Source organism: Streptomyces sp. NPDC006610 (assembly GCF_040611575.1).
GTDB lineage: Bacteria > Actinomycetota > Actinomycetes > Streptomycetales > Streptomycetaceae > Streptomyces.
In genome coordinates this window covers 83,008-102,727 of record NZ_JBEXOP010000020.1, presented here as the reverse complement: position 1 = coordinate 102,727, position 19,720 = coordinate 83,008, and the positions used below count along the sequence as shown (strand labels likewise).

General features: G+C 72.6%; 21 protein-coding genes and 1 pseudogene. 3 read left to right on the top strand and 19 right to left on the bottom strand.

All coding sequences use genetic code 11. From position 1 onward, the window contains the following. Nucleotides 1-49 precede the first annotated feature (49 nt). Together ABZY13_RS18290 and ABZY13_RS18285 are read right to left on the bottom strand one after the other, a co-directional pair. Nucleotides 50-1,978: a hypothetical protein gene (locus ABZY13_RS18290; RefSeq protein WP_356631828.1), complete on the bottom strand. Its 1,929-nt coding sequence runs from the start codon at nucleotides 1,976-1,978 to the stop codon at nucleotides 50-52. Between the two features lie 119 nt (nucleotides 1,979-2,097). Continuing rightward, nucleotides 2,098-2,601, bottom strand: a complete 504-nt coding sequence (locus ABZY13_RS18285; protein WP_356631826.1) for a tetratricopeptide repeat protein — start codon at nucleotides 2,599-2,601, stop codon at nucleotides 2,098-2,100. 165 nt (nucleotides 2,602-2,766) lie between these two features. Here ABZY13_RS18285 and ABZY13_RS18280 point away from each other — a divergent pair, with 165 nt between their 5' ends. Further along, nucleotides 2,767-3,201 (top strand): hypothetical protein, encoded by a 435-nt coding sequence (locus tag ABZY13_RS18280; RefSeq protein ID WP_356631824.1) that lies wholly within the window; start codon nucleotides 2,767-2,769, stop codon nucleotides 3,199-3,201. Nucleotides 3,202-3,287: 86 nt separating this feature from the next. Here the strand turns inward: ABZY13_RS18280 and ABZY13_RS18275 are convergent, their stop codons facing one another. From ABZY13_RS18275 to ABZY13_RS18225, 11 genes and pseudogenes are all read right to left on the bottom strand, one after another. Continuing rightward, on the bottom strand, nucleotides 3,288-4,838 hold the full coding sequence (locus ABZY13_RS18275) for a DUF1996 domain-containing protein (protein ID WP_356631822.1): 1,551 nt from the start codon (nucleotides 4,836-4,838) through the stop codon (nucleotides 3,288-3,290). 150 nt (nucleotides 4,839-4,988) lie between these two features. Continuing rightward, nucleotides 4,989-5,642 (bottom strand): response regulator transcription factor, encoded by a 654-nt coding sequence (locus tag ABZY13_RS18270; protein WP_356631820.1) that lies wholly within the window; start codon nucleotides 5,640-5,642, stop codon nucleotides 4,989-4,991. Then, complete coding sequence (locus ABZY13_RS18265; protein WP_356631818.1) at nucleotides 5,627-6,901, bottom strand: sensor histidine kinase; 1,275 nt, start codon at nucleotides 6,899-6,901, stop codon at nucleotides 5,627-5,629. The genes ABZY13_RS18270 and ABZY13_RS18265 overlap by 16 nt, the downstream gene beginning before the upstream one ends. Before the next feature lie 51 nt (nucleotides 6,902-6,952). Next, complete coding sequence (locus ABZY13_RS18260; protein ID WP_356631816.1) at nucleotides 6,953-7,999, bottom strand: NAD-dependent epimerase/dehydratase family protein; 1,047 nt, start codon at nucleotides 7,997-7,999, stop codon at nucleotides 6,953-6,955. 241 nt (nucleotides 8,000-8,240) lie between these two features. Continuing rightward, nucleotides 8,241-8,816: a winged helix-turn-helix domain-containing protein gene (locus ABZY13_RS18255; RefSeq protein ID WP_356631814.1), complete on the bottom strand. Its 576-nt coding sequence runs from the start codon at nucleotides 8,814-8,816 to the stop codon at nucleotides 8,241-8,243. A gap of 83 nt (nucleotides 8,817-8,899) precedes the next feature. After that, nucleotides 8,900-9,022, bottom strand: a complete 123-nt coding sequence (locus ABZY13_RS18250) for a hypothetical protein (protein ID WP_356631812.1) — start codon at nucleotides 9,020-9,022, stop codon at nucleotides 8,900-8,902. 98 nt (nucleotides 9,023-9,120) lie between these two features. Beyond that, a complete protein-coding gene (gene glnII / locus ABZY13_RS18245) occupies nucleotides 9,121-10,149 on the bottom strand; it encodes a glutamine synthetase (protein WP_356631810.1) in 1,029 nt (342 codons plus the stop codon). Between the two features lie 301 nt (nucleotides 10,150-10,450). Then, nucleotides 10,451-10,973: pseudogene (locus ABZY13_RS18240) on the bottom strand (hypothetical protein). Nucleotides 10,974-11,151: 178 nt separating this feature from the next. Next, nucleotides 11,152-11,901: a hypothetical protein gene (locus ABZY13_RS18235; protein ID WP_356631808.1), complete on the bottom strand. Its 750-nt coding sequence runs from the start codon at nucleotides 11,899-11,901 to the stop codon at nucleotides 11,152-11,154. Nucleotides 11,902-11,978: 77 nt separating this feature from the next. Further along, complete coding sequence (locus ABZY13_RS18230) at nucleotides 11,979-12,338, bottom strand: ArsC/Spx/MgsR family protein (RefSeq protein ID WP_356631806.1); 360 nt, start codon at nucleotides 12,336-12,338, stop codon at nucleotides 11,979-11,981. Between the two features lie 141 nt (nucleotides 12,339-12,479). Beyond that, on the bottom strand, nucleotides 12,480-12,776 hold the full coding sequence (locus ABZY13_RS18225; RefSeq protein ID WP_356631804.1) for a hypothetical protein: 297 nt from the start codon (nucleotides 12,774-12,776) through the stop codon (nucleotides 12,480-12,482). 404 nt (nucleotides 12,777-13,180) lie between these two features. Between ABZY13_RS18225 and ABZY13_RS18220 the strand changes: the two genes are divergently transcribed. After that, nucleotides 13,181-13,468: a hypothetical protein gene (locus tag ABZY13_RS18220; protein WP_356631802.1), complete on the top strand. Its 288-nt coding sequence runs from the start codon at nucleotides 13,181-13,183 to the stop codon at nucleotides 13,466-13,468. A gap of 40 nt (nucleotides 13,469-13,508) precedes the next feature. On the opposite strand, the gene ABZY13_RS18215 is transcribed toward ABZY13_RS18220, so the two are convergent. The 5 genes from ABZY13_RS18215 to glnA form a co-directional block, all read right to left on the bottom strand. Next, entirely contained in the window at nucleotides 13,509-14,690 is a 1,182-nt protein-coding gene (locus ABZY13_RS18215) for a winged helix DNA-binding domain-containing protein (RefSeq protein WP_356631800.1), read from the bottom strand. A 17-nt stretch (nucleotides 14,691-14,707) separates the two neighbouring features. Next, nucleotides 14,708-14,974: a hypothetical protein gene (locus tag ABZY13_RS18210; RefSeq protein WP_356631798.1), complete on the bottom strand. Its 267-nt coding sequence runs from the start codon at nucleotides 14,972-14,974 to the stop codon at nucleotides 14,708-14,710. Nucleotides 14,975-15,066: 92 nt separating this feature from the next. Then, nucleotides 15,067-16,086 carry an aminoglycoside phosphotransferase family protein gene (locus ABZY13_RS18205; protein WP_356631796.1) on the bottom strand — a complete coding sequence of 340 codons (1,020 nt, stop codon included), beginning with the start codon at nucleotides 16,084-16,086 and terminating at the stop codon, nucleotides 15,067-15,069. 127 nt (nucleotides 16,087-16,213) lie between these two features. Continuing rightward, complete coding sequence (locus tag ABZY13_RS18200; protein WP_356631794.1) at nucleotides 16,214-16,690, bottom strand: hypothetical protein; 477 nt, start codon at nucleotides 16,688-16,690, stop codon at nucleotides 16,214-16,216. A gap of 131 nt (nucleotides 16,691-16,821) precedes the next feature. Then, nucleotides 16,822-18,231, bottom strand: a complete 1,410-nt coding sequence (gene glnA, locus ABZY13_RS18195; protein WP_356631792.1) for a type I glutamate--ammonia ligase — start codon at nucleotides 18,229-18,231, stop codon at nucleotides 16,822-16,824. 207 nt (nucleotides 18,232-18,438) lie between these two features. On the opposite strand from glnA, the gene ABZY13_RS18190 reads away from it, so the two are divergent. Further along, entirely contained in the window at nucleotides 18,439-18,906 is a 468-nt protein-coding gene (locus ABZY13_RS18190) for an RDD family protein (protein WP_356631790.1), read from the top strand. Between the two features lie 97 nt (nucleotides 18,907-19,003). Here ABZY13_RS18190 and ABZY13_RS18185 read toward each other — a convergent pair whose 3' ends face one another. After that, on the bottom strand, nucleotides 19,004-19,705 hold the full coding sequence (locus ABZY13_RS18185; RefSeq protein ID WP_356631788.1) for a DUF4191 domain-containing protein: 702 nt from the start codon (nucleotides 19,703-19,705) through the stop codon (nucleotides 19,004-19,006). Nucleotides 19,706-19,720: the final 15 nt, after the last annotated feature.

The window sequence follows — 19,720 nt, the reverse complement described above, 5'->3', positions numbered from 1 at the left end:
AGCCCCGAACGGTCAGGATCGGTCAGCGGTGTGACGAGCCCCGAGTCGCCTACTTGAGCGCGTCGATCGACCGTCCGTCCGTCAGGGTCCCCTCCAGCCCGGGCTTCGCGCCCGGTTGCGCGGGCACGGCGAGCAGGTTGCCCTGCGCGGTGTGCTCCACGCCGCCGGTCGCGCTGATCGTCGCGGTGTCCCGGCCGCCCGCCGCCAGCAGGTACCAGGACCCGTCCTGCGACTTCCACAGCACGCCCGCGAGCACTTGGGGATCGCGCGCCCCGCACGCCGGCACGCTCCGCGCCTGCGCGGCGACCGCGCCGTCCGGTCCGCCCGGCGTGTGGAACTGGGCCAGCACCCGCTCGCCGCCGCCCCGCCAGGTCTCCGCCCGGGTGCACACCCACGCCGCGATGCCGCTCGCGTCGGGCAGCGGCTGCTCGGCGTACTGCCAGGCGTTCACCGAGCGCACGCCCCGCGCCCGCATCTGCGACAGCGAGCAGGCGAACGGCGCCCAGGTGCGCAGCGCCTCCGCACCCGCCGCGTCGTGCACCTCGCCGGGACGGCCGGTGGTGAGGCGGGCCGGGATCAGCTCCCCGAGGTCGGTGAGCAGCCGGGCGCCGGAGGCGTCGGTCAGCTGGAGGACGTTCCACGAGGTGCAGGCGCCGGTGCGCAGGGCGGGGCTGGCCAGGGGCGAGGTGATGCCGTCGGTGAGAGTGAGGTCCATGGTGCCGGAGTTGGGGTTGCGCAGATCCCGCTCGGCGGCCTGCCGCACCCAGGGCGCCGTCAGATAGCGGACGTTGCCGTCGGCGCGGTCCAGCACCACCGCGCCCGCCTCGGCCCGGCCGGCCGCGTCGGCGCGGGCGAGGTCGAGGGCGGCGCCGGCCGTGCCGTCGTTCGGCTCGGCGTAGCGGGTGATGCGCAGCCCGTCGTAGAAGATCACCACGCGGGCCGTGCCGACGTCCCCGGCGTACAGCAGCTGGGGCGGGCCGGGCGGGCCGCCCGTGGGGGTGCCGGCGGTCGCGGAGACCTGGACGGCGTCGTGGGGGCGGGCCCAGACGGCGAGGGCGCGGCGCAGCAGGGCGCGGTCGCCGGTGAGGCCGCCGCGCGCGGGCCAGACGGAGAAGTCGGTGCGGGCGGAGGACCGCCAGGCGGCGGCGGGCACCCTGACCAGCCTGTCCGGGTCGAGGGCGGCGCGGGCGGCCGGGTTCTGCGCGGACGCGGGGGAGACGGGACCGTCGCCGCCCCAGCCGCCGACGGGCAGCGCGAACAGCGTCCCGCCCACGGCCAGCGCCACCGCCGCGGCGAGCGCCGCCTTCAGATGCCGGCGGCGGCGCATCAGGTCGGTGGGCCGGGCGTGCAGCCAGGAAGGGTCGAACGCGGGGGACTCCAGCAGTGCGTACCGCGCGGGCACGGCGGCGGCCTCCGCCAGCGCCCGCATCGGGTCGACGGCGCCCGCGGCCGCCAGGACCCGCAGCACGTCCGCGTCCGGAAGCCGTTCCAGGCCGCGCAGCACGAACGCGGCACGCCCCTCCGTGGACAGACCCGCCATCCGCTGCTCCAAGGCCAGCTCGCCGGCGCCGCCCGCACGCGGGAAGAGGCTGAGCCCCCACACCTGCGGCATCAGGGGCGGCACGGTGGACCGGCGGGGCAGTGAAAGCCGCCTGCGGGGCCGGTCCGCCTCCAGCGCCGCGCGTACGATCCGCACCCGCACGAAGGCGTAGCCGGGGTCGCCGCCGGGACCGGTGGACTGGGCCGGGATCACCGGTGTCCGCGTCCGTCCCCGGGGCAGCGCGCGCTGGGTGAGGGCGTGCGCGGTCAGGACCCGCCGGCCGCGGCCCCGGTCCGGGGGCAGCATCAGGTAGGCGAGGCGGACCAGGCGCGGATAGTGCTCGACGAGCGCGGCCTCCGCCTGTGCCACGCCGACGACCGGGCCGGCGGGGGAGGAACCGTCTTTCCTGTGACGCGGGGCTGCTTCCTGTGACTGCACGTTGAGCAGAACGAGCCGGCCGGTGGTTGGTCACCGGGGCCTGCCGTCCCGGGGCTCCGGGCGGCCGTCCCGACCGCTTCGTCCGGGCCGCCGCCCGACGGTTCCGTCCGGGCCCGGGGTCAGGGTTCGACGAGCGCGCGGGCGTAGTTCGCCATCGATCGCTGGTAGCGGGGCAGATGGGGCGCGAGGGCGCCGAGGACGAGGGCGAGGCCCTCGCGGTCGCGGCCCAGGGAGGCCAGGCACAGGGCGAGCACGGCCCGCACCGCGTCGTCCAACTCGTCGGACGGAGCGTCCAGTTCCGGCGTCAGCAGCTCGACGCCCTCCTCGGGCCGGCCGACGTTCCGCAGGGAACTGGCCAGCTGGATCCGCGCCCGGCGGGCACGGTACGGGCTCACCTCGCCGAGCCCTTCGGCCAGCGCCTCCCGGTACAGCGGCACCGCCTCCTCGGGGTGCCCGGTCGAGTCCCAGGCGCAGGCCCGCTCGAACGGGCCGAGCGGGCTGTGCTCGGGCAGCTCGGCGACGAGCGTGTCGATCACGGCCCGGAAGCCGGCCGGGTCGGCCTCGAAGCGCTCGTCGAGGGCGGCCCAGGCGGCGGTCGCACGGTCTTCCCAGTCCTGGTTCACCGGCCCAGCCTCGCACGGGCGTACGGGCCGCGGTACCGGAATGCGAGCGCCGGTACCGCTCCCGGATTGAGCGCCGGGGCGTTCCCAGCCGTATCCGATCCGGGGGCGTGCGTGCCCGCCGGGCGATGCGGCGAGGTGGGGGACAGGGATGAGGAGGAGGAACGGATGAGGTGGAAGCGACCGGCGCTCGTGCCGGTGAGAGCCGTGCCGACGGGCGTCGTGCCGATCGGCGCCGTCGTGGCGGTGCTGGTGTTCGCGGGCTGCGGTTCCGGTGGGGCCGGACGTGAGGATGCCGTGCCGCCGACGGCGACCGGCAGTCTGGAGCACCTGGCCGCCGAGGCGCGCTGCGAGCCGGACGTGCAGACGGACGCCGACGAGATCCGGCAGGCCCTGTGCGAGAACCGCGATGGGCGGTTCGTGCTCGCCACCTTCGCCACCGACCGCGGCCAGCGGGAGTGGATCAACGAGGCGAAGGACTACGGCGGCCACTACCTCGTCGGCCGCAAGTGGGTGGCCGTGGGGGAGACGCGGGTGATGACCGCGCTGCGCGCCACGCTGGGCGGCACGATCGAGGAGGGCGAGAGGCACGGGTCCCATTGACGGCGCACGGGGCCCACTGACGGTGGGCGGGCAGGGAGGAGCCGGCGGTGCGTGCGGGGCGCACCGCCGGCTTTCCCGCCCGGACCTCACTGGCACTTGCGGCCGGTGTTGATGCAGTTGACCATCTTGTTCATCAGGCTCTCGTCGAAGACGTTGATGAAGTCGTCGTGATCGGTGATCGGCTTGTGCAGCTGCTCCGGGAAGCCGTCCACCGCGTAGGCGTTGGTCACCTGCCCGTCCTCCACGACCGGCGTCGGCACGTCGTACACCAGCCGCATCCGCACCTGCGGGATGGCGACGAAGCCGTTCTGGCAGCGCCCGCTCGCGTCGGCGAAGGCCACATGGGTGCGGTGGTTGGCGCTGTCGATGTTCTGCCCGTCCCAGCAGCTCTGGAAGGCGAACGAGCGGACCACGTCGCTGCCCTCGGGGCAGATCGGGTACTTGTCCGTCAGCTGCACCCGGTTCTCGAAGCCCGTGCAGGACCAGTGCGCGTTGGCGTTGGCCGGGCCGTTGGTGAACGCCTTGGCGTCGCCGGTGATGACGCGCAGGAACCGCGGCATCGCCACGACCTTGCTCCTCGGGCTGCCGACGAACTTGATCTCCGCCTGCTTCGCCGTCAGGATCCGGCCGACGTTGCCCTCGGCGCCGCCGCCCGCGTCGTTCTGGTCGAAGTCCTGCGTACCGTCCTGAACGCGCAGCACCGGCCAGTAGTACGACGACTTGTCGCCCTGGTTCTGGCACGAGGTCTCGGCGTTCGCGAAGGCGTCGTTGTCGGAGAACGCGTCGTTGTCCTGGTTGCCGACGTAGTCGTGCAGGTGGTGCGCGCCGTTGGTGACGCCGGGGGCCACGATGACGTTGTCGGTGTTGTGGTTCTCGTTCTCGTTGACACCGCAGCGGGTGACGAACCGTCCGGTGGAGGCGGACCGGCTTCTGCGCGGGGGCGCCTGGACGTTGGGCTCGACGGTGGTGAGTTCGACGAAGTCGTCGGCGACCGGGCCGTTGCCGGCCTGCCCGCCGATGCCGCCGCCCTGCTGACCGTCCCCGTCCCGGCCGTCGCCCTCCCCGCCGTCCTGCCGACCGTCTCCGTCCTGACCCTGGTCCCCGCCGCCCTGGTCTCCGCCCTGCCGGCCGTCGCCGTCCTGTTGACCGTCGTTGGTCCGGGGCTGCTCCGCCGGGGTGCCGGTGCAGCCGGAGAGGTCGTCCAGGTTCTCGGGGGCGCTGCCCCCGGCTCGGTTGATCTCCAGTTGGATGCGGTCGATGATCGCCTGCCGCCGGTCCTTCAGCGGCTGCAGGATGGTGTTCCCGACGAAACCCGCGTCCCTCGCCTGCGCATCCCGCGTCGCCGCGAGGCGCTGGTAGGCCTCGGTGATCTGCTGGTCGAGGGTGGCCAGCTCGCCGTCGACCTCGCCCCGGGCCCCGTCCGGCACGTCGGACAGCTGCTGGCCGACGTCGGGGCAGTCGATCGTGGCGATCTGCGCCGCCGCTGCCCGGATCCCGTTCTGCCGGCGGTTCTCCTCGTGCGCAGAGGCGTGGACGTTCGCCCAGATCAGCCCGCCCCCACCGAGGGCTAGGGCCGCCGATGCGGCAATGACCTTGGTGGCCGGCGGCGTACGGCGTTTTCGTGTGTTGCGTCCCATGGAACTCCTCTGACTTCCTTGCGGGGCAGCATCGAGGCGCCCGACAGGAGTGAAGCGGCTCCCTTCCATACGCGGCCGTGGGCGGCAGTGTTCAGCCGTGGCCGGGACTGGTCCTCAACTCGGCGGTGACCACAGGGGTTCGCCCGGCATTCAGCGGCCGTGGTCCAGATAGGCCAGTACGGCCAGGACGCGGCGGTTGTCGTCGTCCGACACCTCCAGCCCGAGCTTGGCGAAGATGTTGGAGGTGTGCTTGGCGATCGCCCGCTCCGTCACCACCAGCTGCGCCGCGATCGCCGCGTTGGACCGCCCCTGCGCCATCAGCTCCAGCACCTCCCGCTCGCGGGGCGTCAGCCGGGCCAGGGGACGGTCGTCGGCCGCCCGCCGGGCCAGCAACTGCTGGATGACCTGCGGGTCCATCGCCGTACCCCCCGCCGCGACCCGGCGCACCGCGTCCACGAACTGCTCCGCGTCGAACACCCGGTCCTTGAGCAGGTAGCCGACCCCGCCGCTGCCGTCGGCGAGCAGCTCGCGCGCGTACAGCTGCTCGACGTGCTGGGACAGCACCAGCACCGGAAAGCCCGGGCGTGCCCGGCGCGCCCGCAGCGCGCACTGCAGGCCCTCGTCGGTGAGCGTCGGCGGCAGCCTAACGTCCACCACCGCCACGTCCGGCTCCGACTCGGCCAGTGCCCGGTCCAGTTCGGGGCCGGTCTCGACGGCGGCGGCGATCTCGAAGTCGTAGGCCTCCAGCAGCCGGACCAGCCCGTCGCGGAGCAGGAACAGGTCTTCGGCTAGGACAACGCGCACGGAATCTCCATGGTGACCATGGTGGGGCCGCCGGCCGGGCTGCTGACGGCGAGGACGCCGTCGAATGTACCCAGCCGCCGCTCCACCCCGGCCAGCCCGGAGCCCGCCTCGATCACCGCGCCGCCCCTGCCGTCGTCGGTGACGCCGATGCGCAGCCGCCCGTCCGTGTGGTGCACGTCGATCCAGATCCGCTCGGCGTCCGCGTGCTTGACCGCGTTGGTGAGCACCTCGCTCACGGCGAAGTACGCGGCCGACTCGACCGGCGCCTGCGCCCGCCCGTCCAGGTCGACGGTCACCTCCGTGGCGATGGGCAGCCGCAGCGCCAAGGCCCGTATCGCATCGCCCAGTCCGCGTTCGGCGAGGACCGGGGGATGGATGCCGCGCACCAGGTCGCGCAGTTCGGCCAGGGCCTCGGCGGAGGAGCGGCGGGCCTGCGCGAGCAGCGCCTTCGCCTGCTGAGGGTCCTTGTCGAGCAGCATCTCGACGGTGCCGAGGTCCATGCCCATGGCGACCAGCCGGGCCTGCGCCCCGTCGTGCAGGTCGCGTTCTATGCGGCGCAGTTCGGCGGCGGAGGAGTCGACGGCGACCTGCCGTGTCTCGGTCAGGACCTTGACCCGCTCGGCCAGTTCACCCTGGTGCGAACCGAGCACCGCCCGGGTGAGCCGGAAGTGCCCGGTCAATACGGCGGGCGCGAACCGGTGGGCGAGGATCAGCACCGCCGCGCCGAGCCCCGCGGCGCCCAGCGCGCTCGCCTGTCCGGTCACCGGCACGAAGCCGTACCAGTACGGGTCGGGCAGCACCCGCCACACCCCCGCCGCTATCGCGAACCCCTCCAGCGGATAGAGGAACATCATCGCCGGGAGCAGCGCGGTGAAGAACCCGGCCGTCGTGTCCACCCACAGCCAGCCCAGGTCCCGCCAGGTCGCCGGGTCGCGCAGCATGGTGAAGGTGCGCGCCCACGGGTTGGCGTCCGGCGGGACCGGCCGGTACCGCGCCGGGATCCGCACGCCTGCCCACTCCGCGGCCAGCACCCGCCGCCAGTTGGCGAACGCCCGCACGCCCGTCAGGATCCAGGGGGTGGTGACGATGCCGACGCCGACCGGTATCAGCGCGATGGACACCAGCGACAGTGTCAGACAGAACACCGCCACCGGCAACGACACCAGCGCCAGGCCAAGCCCCCGTACGGCGGCCAGCGCGGCGGCCCGCGTGTCCCTGCGGGCCGTCGGCGCGCCGCCGTTGTTCTTCTCCGTGGTCATGACGCCAGTCTGGTCGAGCGGCCGGGACCGGTCACTGGGCCGGGCCACCGGTCACACGGTGGTGCCAGCCCCACCCCCGTCCGTGGCGTCGTCCCCGGCGGCGAGGATCTCGGCCTCCAGCTCCGGGTCCAGGCCCTTCACGGTCCGGTCCGGGCGCTGCGGGGCACGGCCGCCGAGAGCGCACAGCCAGCTCCAGGTGTCGGCGACGGTCTCGGCGGCCGGACGGCAGCGCAGTCCCGCCGCGAGGGCGCGGGAGACGTCCAACCGGTGCACGCCGTCGTGGAGTTCGCTGTCCGGCGGCACCCAGACCGGCAGCTGCGTCCACGGCTCGACGCCGGCCGCCAGCACGGCCTCGGGCGAGGTCCAGCGCAGCTCGGCCGCCGCGCCGGTCGCCCGCACGCAGGCCTCCAGCAGCTCGCCGGTCGTGGTGTGTCCCTGGGGTCCGGCGAGGTTGTACGGTCCGCTCAGCCCGCCCTCGACCGCGTCCAGGGTCCACTCGGCGAGGTCGCGGACGTCCACGAACTGCAGGGGCAGGTCACGCGGACCCGGCGCGAGCACCGGGCCGCCCCGGGCGATCCGGTTCAGCCACCACGGCAGCCGGCCGACGTTCTCGTACGGCCCGAGGAGCAGCCCCGCCCGCACCAGCAGCGAACGCTCCGCCCCGAAGGCCTCCACGGTGCCCAGCTCGCCGCCCAGCTTGTCCCGCGCGTAGTCGGTGGCCACGGCGTCGGCGGACGCGCCCTCCACCAGCGGAGCGTCCTCGTCGTACCCGGCGGGGCGTGGCCATGCGTACACCGAGCAGCTCGACACGTACGCGTACCGTCCGGCCCGGTCCCGCAGCAGCCGCGCCGTGTCCCGCACCGCGCGCGGCTCGGCCGACCAGGTGTCCACGACGGCGTCCCAGTCCCCGGCCCCGCCCGCCTCGTCGAGGGCGGCGAGCCCGCCGGGGGCGGTGCGGTCGCCGTGCAGCACGCGCACGCCGGGCGGCGCCTGGTGCCGTCCCCGGTGGAAGACGGTCACGTCCCAGCCCCGGGCCAGCGCCGCCTCCACGACGGCCCGCCCCGCGAACTCCGTCCCGCCCAGCATCAGAAGTCTCATGCGGGTGACTCTGCCCGGTGGGGGAGGGCCGGGGAACGGGGATCTGCCGTCAGCAGACGAACGGGCGGCCGGCGGACGACCGGGCTGCGGCCGGACGAATGACCGTGCCTCACCGAATGACTGGACCGCCACCGAATGACCGTGCCGTCACCGGAAGACCGGGCGGTCGGCGGACGAACGGGCCGTCATTGGGAGACCGGGCCGCCGCCCGTCGGACGAATGACCGGGCCGTCGGCGGCGGTCAGGCCGGCGGGGCGTACTTGTAGCCGACCCGGCGGACGGTGCGGATGGTGTCGCGGTGCTGTGCGCCCAGCTTGCGGCGGATGCGCGCGATGTGGACGTCGACCGTGCGGCCGTCGCCGACGTGGCCGTACCCCCACACCGTGCTCACCAGATGGTCGCGGGTGTGCACCCGGTGGGGGTGCGCGACGAGATGGGCGAGCAGCTCGAACTCCAGGTAGGTGAGGTCGAGTTCACGCCCGTCGACCTCGGCGGTGCGGCGCACGGCGTCGATGCGGACGGGCGGTTCGCCGCCGTGCGGGAGGCCGTCGTCGTCATGGGCGGCCGGGGGAGCGGGCGCGGGCGCCGGTGCGGGTACGGCGACGGGCCGGAACGGCGGGGCCTGGTCCGCCGGCACGAGGACCAGGTAACCGACCATGGGCGGCCGGCCGGGAAGGGCGGGCAGGGCGTGCTGCGGGGCGGGGAACCAGGTGGCCCCGGGCGGCAGGAAGGACGCCGGGGAGGACGTCGTCTCCGGGACGGCAGCGGGAACGGAAGCGGGAGCGGGTACGGAGGACAGGGAACGGACGGTCGCCATGACGGGTCAGCTCTTTCGCGCGAGAGGTGCGTCGGATGTGGACGTACGTCGTGTCGCGCAGGCCGGGGGCCGGTGGAACGGCTTCAGAGGGCCGGCGCGGTCATCGCGCGGCAACACACCCGGTCGAAGTCGTGGTGCTGACGGGAAGGCCAGAAGGGCTCGAGGTCATGGCGACCCGTCGCGTCGTACTTCTGGAAACTGGCCATGCCCCCCATTGAAGCAGATCCTCGTCCCCGGGAATACGCCGAAGAGGCGTCCACCGCAAGGGCGGACGCCTCTTCGAAGGAGCTGTACGGGGCCCGGATCAGACCTGGCCGGCCTTCTCCAGCGCGGAGCAGCAGGTGTCGACGAGCAGGCGGGTCACCACGTACGGGTCGACGTTGGCGTTCGGACGGCGGTCCTCGATGTAGCCCTTGCCGTCCTTCTCGACCTGCCACGGGATGCGGACCGAGGCGCCGCGGTTGGAGACGCCGTAGGAGTACTCGTTCCACGGGGCGGTCTCGTGCAGGCCCGTCAGACGGTCGTCGATGCCGGCGCCGTAGTTCTTGACGTGGTCCAGCGGCTTGGAGCCCTCGCCGAGCGACTCGCAGGCGGTGATGATGGCGTCGTAGCCCTCGCGCATCGCCTTGGTGGAGAAGTTGGTGTGCGCGCCGGCGCCGTTCCAGTCGCCCTTGACCGGCTTGGGGTCGAGGGTGGCGGAGATGCCGAAGTCCTCGGCGGTGCGGTAGAGCAGCCAGCGGGCGACCCACAGCTGGTCGGAGACCTCCAGCGGCGACAGCGGGCCGACCTGGAACTCCCACTGGCCCGGCATGACCTCGGCGTTGATGCCGGAGATGCCCAGACCCGCCTTCAGGCAGTTGTCGAGGTGGGCCTCGACGACCTCGCGGCCGAAGATCTCGTCGGCGCCGACGCCGCAGTAGTAGCCGCCCTGCGGGGCCGGGAAGCCGCCCTCGGGGAAGCCCAGCGGACGCGAACCGTCGAAGAAGGTGTACTCCTGCTCGATGCCGAAGATCGGCTCCTGCGCGGCGAACTTCTCGGCGACCTCGGTGAGCGCGGCACGGGTGTTGGACTCGTGCGGCGTCATGTCGATGTTGAGGACCTCGCACAGGACGAGGACGTCGTCGCCGCCGCGGATCGGGTCCGGGCAGGAGAAGACCGGCTTGAGGACACGGTCCGAGGCGTGGCCCTCGGCCTGGTTCGTGGAGGACCCGTCGAAGCCCCAGATCGGCAGCTCCGCGCCCTTGGCGTCGTCCGCCAGGATCTTCGTCTTGGAGCGGAGCTTGGCGGTCGGCTGGGTGCCGTCGATCCAGATGTACTCAGCCTTGAAGGTCACGGGCCACTTCCTTCGGGGGTGGGTCAGGGCTTGCGGGTGCTGCGGCGCTGCGGCACTGAGGCGCCGCGTTGTGTGCCCGGAAGCCTGTCAACAGGCGATTTCCCGGTCATTGCCCGAATGTGAACCCCGTGTTACCTGGTAGTCGTGTGGCGCGTTTCACGCTGTGAGGCGTCCGCCGGGTGCACGGACGCGCGGAAGACGCCCCCGCGCGCCGGCGGACGGGCGCGGGGCGGCGGCTCGTATGCGATGGGAATGAGCCGGGAACGAGCAGTCGCGCCGCACCGGTCTCAGCGGCCGGACGTCACCCCGCCTTCTCGATCACGGCCCGGCGGATCAGGAACTTACCGGGTTCGCGGACCTGTTCGAAGGCGGCGCCGTCACCGAGGGCGGCCGGCTGGGACGGCTGGTCGGGCTGCTCGGGCTGGGGCGGGCTGCCCGGTCTGGGAGTCCTGAGCCGACCCCCCCGGCCGCTCCACCCGCCCCGGCCGCTCCACCCGCTCCGCCCGTCCCCTCCGTCGTCCCTCCGACGGCCTCTTCGACCACGCACCCGGAAGCCTCCTGCTTGCGCTCGATCTCGGCGATCACCGCCTTGCGGTTGGCGATCCGCGCCGCGGACTGCGCGTCCGGAGCGGCCCGCTGGCCGTCGATGAACCGCTGGCTGTTGCCGAGGGCGGTGGCGAGCCCCGGCAGACGCCGGAGTCGTCGGCGGACTGCGCCGCGTTCGAGGTGCTCGCCATGACGAAGGCGCCGCTGCCGGCCACCGTCGCCGCGCCGGCCAGCAGCGCCGGCTTTTCCCGCGTACTGAGAGTTCTCCTGCGCGACATGCGCGCCTCCTGGGAGGTAGGGGAGCGTACACCGTCATGTACGAGATACCGAACGAGGTTGCTCGGCGGTCACGGAAGCGGCGGAGCTAACGTGCGTCACACGCGCCTTGCACGCCCGTACCTCCCGAGCCCGCGCTGCCTGCTTGCCCGCGCTGCCTGGGCGGTGATCCCCGCTCCCTCAGGCTCCCCCGGCACTCTCGTGCCCCCCGCCCTCCTCGTACGCCGCCACCCCGTCGTTGACGTACTGGAGCAGCCCTTCCGTCTGCCGGGTGATCGCGGCTTCGTCGCGCTCCGAGCCGTCGCCCCACTGCCCGTTGGCGAACACGACGGACCGCACGGTCATCAGCCGCCGGAACACCCCCGCCGACCCGGGCGGCACCGTCGGCATCCCGGCCTCGGGCGGCGGATCGAGCGAGACCACCCGGTACGTCACCGGGTCCAGGGATGCCATGGCGAACACCGTCGAGGCGTCCTCGACGCGCCGCATGCTCAGCACGGTGACCGTCACCCGGGAGCGCCGTTCCACGTCGGTGAACAGGGCGGCGGTGAGCCGGGCGCAGCCCTCGCCCCGGTCCAGGAGGGAGGCCAGCCCGGGGGAGACGGCGCGGGCGCAGTCAGTGGTGGTGACGAGGTCGACCCGGTCGTACCGGGAACCGTCCGCCAGTCGCACGCCGCGCTGCGGAAAGGCCTGTTCGGGTCTGATCGCGGGGCGGGCGAGCAGGGAGGGAAGCGCGGAGGGCGTGCCGGAGAGTCCGTCGGAGGGCGCGCCGGACGGCGGGGAGGCGGTGACGGACGGAACCGCCGCGGGCGAGCCGCCGTCCGCCTCGCCGGTGTGGAGAACGCCGCCCGCGACGAGGGCGGCGAGCAGCAGGGCGCAGGTCGTGCCGACGACGACGGTCCGGGCCGTTCCATGATCACCAGAGTCCATGGCGGCGGAGGGTAACAGCAGTGACCGCCCCAACTCCCGCCGCCCGGCAAACAGTTGCGAACCCGGTGTTCCCCTGCCTACCGGGACAGAGCATCCCGTACGGCGTCGTCCGTGCGGGCGACGACGGCCGTACCGTCGTCCGCGGTGATGATGGGCCGCTGGATGAGCCGGGGATGCTCGGCGAGGGCCCTGACCCACCGGTCGCGCGCGCCGGCGTCCCGGGGCCAGTCCTTCACGCCCAGTTCCCTGGCCTCGGCCTCCTGGGTCCGGGCGATGTCCCACGGCTCCAGCCCGAGCCGCTCCAGCACGTCCCTGATCTCGTCCTCGCTCGGCACGTCCTCCAGGTACCGCCGGACGGTGTACTCGGCCCCCTCGGCGTCGAGCAGCTTGACGGCGCTGCGGCACTTGGAACATGCCGGGTTGATCCAGATCTCCATGCGCCCCACGGTACGCCACGGAGTCCTCGACAGCCCTTGTGGCCAGGGGCTTTGTCGGTGGCGAAGAGGTGTGCCGGAGCGCTCGGGGAAGGTCGCCGTGCCCCTTCCCCGAAGTCGTGCCCCTCCCCTCCGGGCCGGCACCTAGACGGTGGTGGCGATCCAGCCGACGGTCTCGGAGGCGTGCATGCCGTCGGAGATCGCCTTGCCGCCGCCCACGAGTTCGTTCAGGCGGATCTTGAAGCCCGTGGGCGTGACGTCGGCGATGCGCAGGCCCGGGGTCTCCGGACCGTTGAAGGTCTGGACGAACGGCACGACGATCACCGCCGCGTTGTCGGGGAAGGGCGCGGGAAAGGTGACCTGGGTGAAGGTCGAGGTGTCCCCGCCCGTCACCACCGCGGCGCTCGTGGAGTTCAGCTGCAGCTTGCCTGTCTGGATCATGCTCATGACGTCCGTCTCTCGCTCGGTGGCCGGCGGTTCGACGCGGTCGGGCCCTGCTGTCGGGCCCCTGGTCCGCCGCGGTCTGATCGCCCCCCCTGTAAAGCGATCCCTGGAGCGAGTTGCCCAAGGTTATGAGCGTTTAGAGCGGAAGTCGCCGGTGTGTGGCGACTGTTCCGGTTCACGTTGACGGGGCGACGGCACCCGCCAGAGGCCCTCTGTTCGAATTTGGCACCACCTCGCACTCCCCTCTCCAACCCTGCGCAACCCCGTGACAGTTGGCCGCTGAACAGGCGTTTCGCTGGACGTCCTGGACCCCCTGATTGTCAGTGCCGGGCACTAAACTGGAAGCAGTGTTCGAGGGTGCCGCCGGGACTTCCGGGCGGTGCCCTGACCGCGACAGGAGGATGCCTGTGCCCGCTGCCGCCCTGAAGCAGAAGCCGTTGTTCGACCTGCCCCACGCCCCCGTGAAGAAGCGTCCGCTGCCGCCCGGCAGGCCGCGCGAGTGGTACGTGACGCACAACCGCCGGCTGAAGGCGATGCGCCTGGCCATAGCCCTGCTCGACGCGGGCGTCTACGTGCCGAACCAGGCCCGCGACGAGACGATCCGCTCCACCGCGGAAGAGATCGGAATCCACCCGCCGTCGGACACGACGTGCCACATGGTCCGGGCCCTGATGCGTTACTCCCGCTGACCGAGGACACCGGGCGCCCCCGCACGGGGGCGCCCCCGTCTCAGCCCGTCGCCAACTCCCGCTCCAGCGGCGTCCGGAACCGCGGCGTGATCCTGGTCCCGCCGACCCAGGCGCGCAGCCGCTCAGCCTCGGCGGCGACCGCCGCCTCCGCATCCCGGCCCGCGCCCTCGCCGTCGAGCATCCGCCAGACGATCTCCCCGTCCGCCCGCTGGGCCCAGCCGCCCACCACGCGGCCGTTCCACCACACGGTCGGCCCCACGTTGCCGCTGCGGTCGAACAGGGCCGCCCGGAGCCCGGGGGCGAGGAACCAGTCGCGGTGCTGTCGGGCCATCGGCGCGGGGTCGAGGGCGGGGAGCAGGGCCGCCCACGGTTCCTCGCACTCCACCGGCCCGGCGTCGCCCTCCAGGACGTACCCCGGCCCCTCGTCCAGCCGCACCTCCTCGGCCCCGATCGCGGCCAGCGCCCGCCGCACCTCGGTGACCCGCCACCCCGTCCACCACTTTAGGTCGGCCTCCGTCGCCGGGCCGGCCACCGCCAGCCAGCGGCGCAGCAGCGACGCCTGCGCCTCGGCGACATCCAGCTCCGGATGCTCGGGCGCGGGCGCCCACCGGAACTGGCTGGACGTCCAGGATCCGAGCGGACGCCCGCGTACGACCTTCCCCTCCACGCCCAGCACCTTCAGCAGCCGCGTGGAGACGGTGTGCACGCCCTCGTAGCTCTTGCCGGCCGCGTAGACGAACTGCTCCCTCAACCGCGGCTCGTCCTCGGCGAGTTCGCTCGCGGTCGCCTCGCCGCGCCGGGCCAGCGCCGCCAGTGCCGACTCCTCGACCTCCTTCAGCCACACCGCGTCCGGCGCCCCGGCCTTCGCCATGTCCTTCAGGAGCGCGGCCCGTTCGCGTGCGGCGACCGCGAGGCCCGTCGAGGCGTGCACGACGGCGGTCAGCGCGGCCGGGAAGACGAACACGGTGTGCCGCATCCCGTGCATCCGCACCAGCGTCCGCTCGCCGTACAGCGCCCGCCCGGTCTCCGCGACGGTCTCCGCCGCGTCCTTCAGCCGCGCGCCCACCGACAGGTACACGCTCGCGGGGTCGGTGCCGTGCAGCGCGACGAGCGCCTCCGCGACCTCCTCCGGCCGCCCTGCCCGCGCCGAAGGCGCCAGCAGCTGCCGCACGCCCAGCCGCGCCCGGCGCTCCGCCGCCGCGATGTACCGAGGCTCACTCATGGAAGGCCCCCGCCCGCTCAGTACGGAGCCCGGAAATTGACGTATCCCAGCAGCAGGATCACCGCGACGACGCACCCCAGCACCACGACCGTCGACACCCACCCCGACCGCCGGTGCGCCACCGACTCCGGATCGGGCCGGAACGGCACGGGACCGGGCGGGTCGTGCTTCCACCGCGCCGCCAGCATCCGGGCCCGCGCCGAGGGCTCCTTGTGCTCGGCGGCATCGGCCCAGCGGAGATCGAACTCCCGCTCCCGGCCGTCCTCGTGCTCGCGCTCGGGCATGTCCGCTTCCCCCGGAGATCTCGTCGCCGTACGCCTGAATAGAACACTAGTCCCCATGGCGGGGGGCTGTCAGATCGGCCGCCGCCGCCCGCTCACGCGCCTTCCCGCCGGTGCTCGACGGCCCAGGCGTCGAGCACCGCCGTGAGCGGCCGGACGACCGCCTGACGCAGCCAGTCGCGATGCTCGGCGCCGAATCCGCGGGGGACCGCCTCCACCCACATGATCAGATACAGATAGGCCCGGTACAGCGCCAGACGCTCCCGGGCCGCGGCGTCGATGACCGCCGGGCCGCCGCCCGACCGGTACCCGCCGAGGAAGGCGTCGTCCTCCTCGATGTCGCCGAAGAGCGCCAGGGACACGAACTCGGCCAGCGGATCGCCCCAGAACGCCCGCTCGGCGTCGATCAGCGCGCTCAGGCGCGGCCCGCCGTCGCCCCGGTCGACCAGGATGTTGCCGTCCCAGAGGTCGAAGTGGACCAGCACCGGGACGGTCACCTCGTCCAGCAGCGGGCCGCGCGAGGCGAACAGCCCCCGGATCTCCCGCGCCGGCCGGGGGAGCGGCACGCCGAACCGTCCGGCGTCGTCGAGCACCGCGCCGACCATCTCCAGGAACGCCTCCCGCCAGGTCGCGCGCAGCGGCCCCCACGGCTCGGCGGGGTAGCCGAACGCGTCCCCGGTGATCGTGTGCAGGGCGGCCGTCCACCGCCCCAGTTCCCTGCGCAGCGGGGCCCGCTCGATGGCGCCGATCCGGTCCCCGAGGGCGTGCCAGGGGGTCCCGGCGCACTCCGTCATCACCAGGTGATCAGGGGATACGCCGTCCCCGCCGGCCGACGGCAGCGCGGCCGGCGTCTCCACCCCCGCGACCTCGCCCGCCAGCGCGTAGAACCGGGCCTCGGTCGCGAGGATGCCCCGCTCGTACCGCAGCCCGGGGGAGCCGGAAGCCGGCGCGAGCTTCACCACCAGCCCCGGCCGGCCGGCCAGGCGCACCCGGAACACGGTGTTGTACGTGCCACCGCCCAGCTCCTCGTACTCCGCCACCTCGCCCCAGCCCACGCCCACGCCGTCCAGCGCCGCCCGCAGCCGCGCAAGCCCGTCGCCTTCACGCTGTCCCACGAGACCCACCCCCACTGTCCCCCTGACTGCTCGTCCCGGCACGCCGTCGCCGTGCGGGAATCGTCGGGCCCTCCGACGGCTCCACGGCCCGGACACGGCCCGGACACGGCCGAGCGTAACCCGGGGGTCAGTCCCATGAGTTGAAGAGCAGTCCGCCCAGTGTGGTGATGCGGTGGCAGCGAATGCGGCGCCACTCGTCCCGGGTGAGGACCGAGGTGTCGACGTCCGAGAGCGGCAGAGTGAGCTGCGCACCATCGAGCACGGCGAACCCCAGGTCGGAAAAGGTGCGGGCCCACGGCGGCGGTGCGAGGAACTCCTCGGTGTACCAGTCCCGGCGTTCCTGGGCGACGGCAATCCAGGGGTGGTGGGCGTGGCACAGGACGACGCACTCGCCCGTGCCCTCGACGACCGACGCGGTGTGGAACGTGCGGGGGTACACCCGGGTCTCCATCTCGCCTACCCGGCCTCCGGCCGCGCGGGCGGCCGCATGCAGCGCCGTCCGAAAGGCCCGCAGGTCGGTTTCCGGCAGCGGCCCGCCCTTCGGCCCGACGAAGCCCGTGGCACCGCGCGGCAGCGCGAACGTCGCGGGCTGGTCTGCGGTCATGGAGCTCATTCTGCCGACGGAAATCCCGCCGGCGCACGGCCGAGCCCCTGCCGCCCGGGTGAGGAGCGGCAGGGGCTCGGTCAGTGCAGCGGCGATCCCGGTGCAGCGGTGTTGCGGCGTGTTCAGACGGTTTAGACGTCGAAGTACAGCTCGAACTCGTGCGGGTGCGGCCGCAGCTGCAGCGGAGCGATCTCGTTCGTGCGCTTGTAGTCGATCCACGTCTCGATCAGGTCGGACGTGAAGACGTCGCCCTGGAGGAGGAACTCGTGGTCGGCCTCGAGGGAGTCGAGGACCGCGCCGAGGGAGGTCGGGACCTGGGGGACGCCCGCGTGCTCCTCGGGAGCCAGCTCGTAGAGGTCCTTGTCGATCGGCTCGGCCGGCTCGATCTTGTTCTTGATGCCGTCCAGGCCCGCGAGCAGCAGCGCCGAGAAGGCCAGGTACGGGTTGCCGGAGGAGTCCGGCGCGCGGAACTCGACGCGCTTGGCCTTCGGGTTGGAGCCCGTGATCGGGATGCGCATGGCCGCGGAGCGGTTGCGCTGCGAGTACACGAGGTTCACCGGGGCCTCGAAGCCCGGGACCAGGCGGTGGTACGAGTTCACCGTCGGGTTGGTGAAGGCCAGCAGCGACGGGGCGTGCTTGAGGATGCCGCCGATGTAGTAGCGGGCGGTGTCCGACAGGCCGGCGTAGCCCTGCTCGTCGTAGAACAGCGGGTCGCCGTTGCTCCACAGCGACTGGTGGACGTGCATGCCCGAGCCGTTGTCGCCGAAGATCGGCTTCGGCATGAAGGTCGCGGTCTTGCCGTTGCGCCAGGCGACGTTCTTCACGATGTACTTGAAGAGCTGGAGGTCGTCGGCCGCGGCGAGCAGCGTGTTGAACTTGTAGTTGATCTCGGCCTGGCCGGCGGTGCCCACCTCGTGGTGCTGGCGCTCGACCTGCAGGCCGGCCTTCTCCAGCTCCAGGGAGATCTCGGCGCGCAGGTCGGCGAAGTGGTCGACCGGCGGGGCCGGGAAGTAGCCGCCCTTGTAGCGGACCTTGTAACCGCGGTTGTCCTCGAGCGCACCGGTGTTCCAGGCGCCGGCCTCCGAGTCGATGTGGTAGTACGACTCGTTCTCGGCGGTCTTGAAGCGCACGCTGTCGAAGACGTAGAACTCGGCCTCGGGGCCGAAGAACGCCGTGTCGGCGATGCCGGTCGACGCCAGGTAGGCCTCGGCCTTCTTCGCCACGTTCCGCGGGTCACGGGAGTACTGCTCGCCGGTGATCGGGTCGTGGATGAAGAAGTTGATGTTGACCGTCTTGTCCCGGCGGAACGGGTCCACGCGGGCGGTCGACAGGTCGGCGCGCAGCGCCATGTCGGACTCGTGGATGGCCTGGAAGCCGCGGATCGAGGATCCGTCGAAGGCCAGCTCCTCGTCCGGGTCGAACGCCGCAGCGGGGATCGTGAAGTGCTGCATGACGCCCGGCAGGTCGCAGAAGCGGACGTCGACGAACTTGACGTCCTCGTCCGCGATGAACTTCTTGGCCTCGTCGGCGTTCTGGAACATCCAGCTCCTCCTACTCCCGACCGTCCTGCCGGGGTGGTAGTTCGTTCGTGCTGCCAGTGCGGTGGCACACGCTGCCTCGACCCTAGGGACGCGTCATTTCTCGTGCGTGACCCATTTGTTTCGCAGAAGTTAACCAGCCCCGTTCCACGGTAACGCTTGCGCACCCCGGGGTGCCTCGGGCGGACCCGCCCGCAGTACCGTGGTCGGGTGGACAAGAGGCAAGCAATCGGATCATGGCTCTCCGGACCCCGCGCGGCCATGGAGGAAGCCGGCGCCGACGTCGGATACCGCGGTCAGCAACTGGGTCTCCCGGAGGACGGGCCGAACTCGATCGCCCGGCCGGGACGCAGGCTCGCCGCACTGGCCGTGGACTGGGGCCTGTGCCTCTTGATCGCATACGGTCTCATCACTGACGGCTACGGTCAGGCCACCTCCAACTGGACCCTGCTCATCTTCTTCGTGATGAGCGTCCTCACCGTCGGCACCATCGGCTGCACGCCGGGTAAGCGGATCCTCGGACTGCGCGTGGTCACCCTCGCCACCGGCATGGTCCACCCCGGCCGCGCCCTGCTGCGCACCGCCCTGCTGTGCCTGGCGATCCCCGCCCTCGTCTGGGACCGCGACGGCCGCGGCCTGCACGACCGGCTCGCCGGCACCGTGGAAGTCCGGATGTAGGCGCAGGAAGAAAGACCGGGAACAGCAACGGGAAAACAGGAAACAGGAAAGGGCGCCCGGTGCGGGCGCCCTTTCCTGTTGCTGTTCGTCGCCGGCCTCAGCGAGCCCGTGGTCCGCCCCGCGGCATCCGCATGCCCTTGGGCATCGGGCCCTTCGGCAGCGGCATGTTGCTCATCAGGTCGCCCAGCGCGCGCAGCCGGTCGTTGGTCGCGGTCACCTGGGGGCCGGTCAGCACCCGCGGCAGCTTCAGCATGGTCGTGCGCAGCTTCGTCAGCTCGACCGTGCCCTCGCCCTTGCCCACGATCAGGTCGTGCACCGGCACGTCCGCCACGATGCGGTTCATCTTCTTCTTCTCGGCCGCGAGCAGGCTCTTGACCCGGTTCGGGTTCCCCTCGGCGACCAGCACGATGCCGGCCTTGCCGACGGCCCGGTGCACCACGTCCTGGTTGCGGTTCATCGCCACCGCGGGCGTGGTCGTCCAGCCTCGGCCGATGTTGTCCAGCACGGCCGCTGCGGCGCCCGGCTGGCCCTCCATCTGCCCGAAGGCCGCCCGCTCGGCCCGGCGCCCGAAGACGATGGCCGTCGCGAGGAAGGCGACGAGCAGGCCCAGGATGCCGAGATAGATGGGGTGCCCGATCAAGAAACCGATCGCGAGGAAGACACCGAAGGTGACGATTCCGACAGCCGCGAGTACAAGACCGATCTTCTTGTCGGCCTTGCGGGTCATCTTGTAGGTCAGAGCGATCTGCTTCAGTCGCCCGGGGTTCGCAGCGTCCGCTGCGGTTTCCTTCCTCGCCATGCAATGAAGTCTACG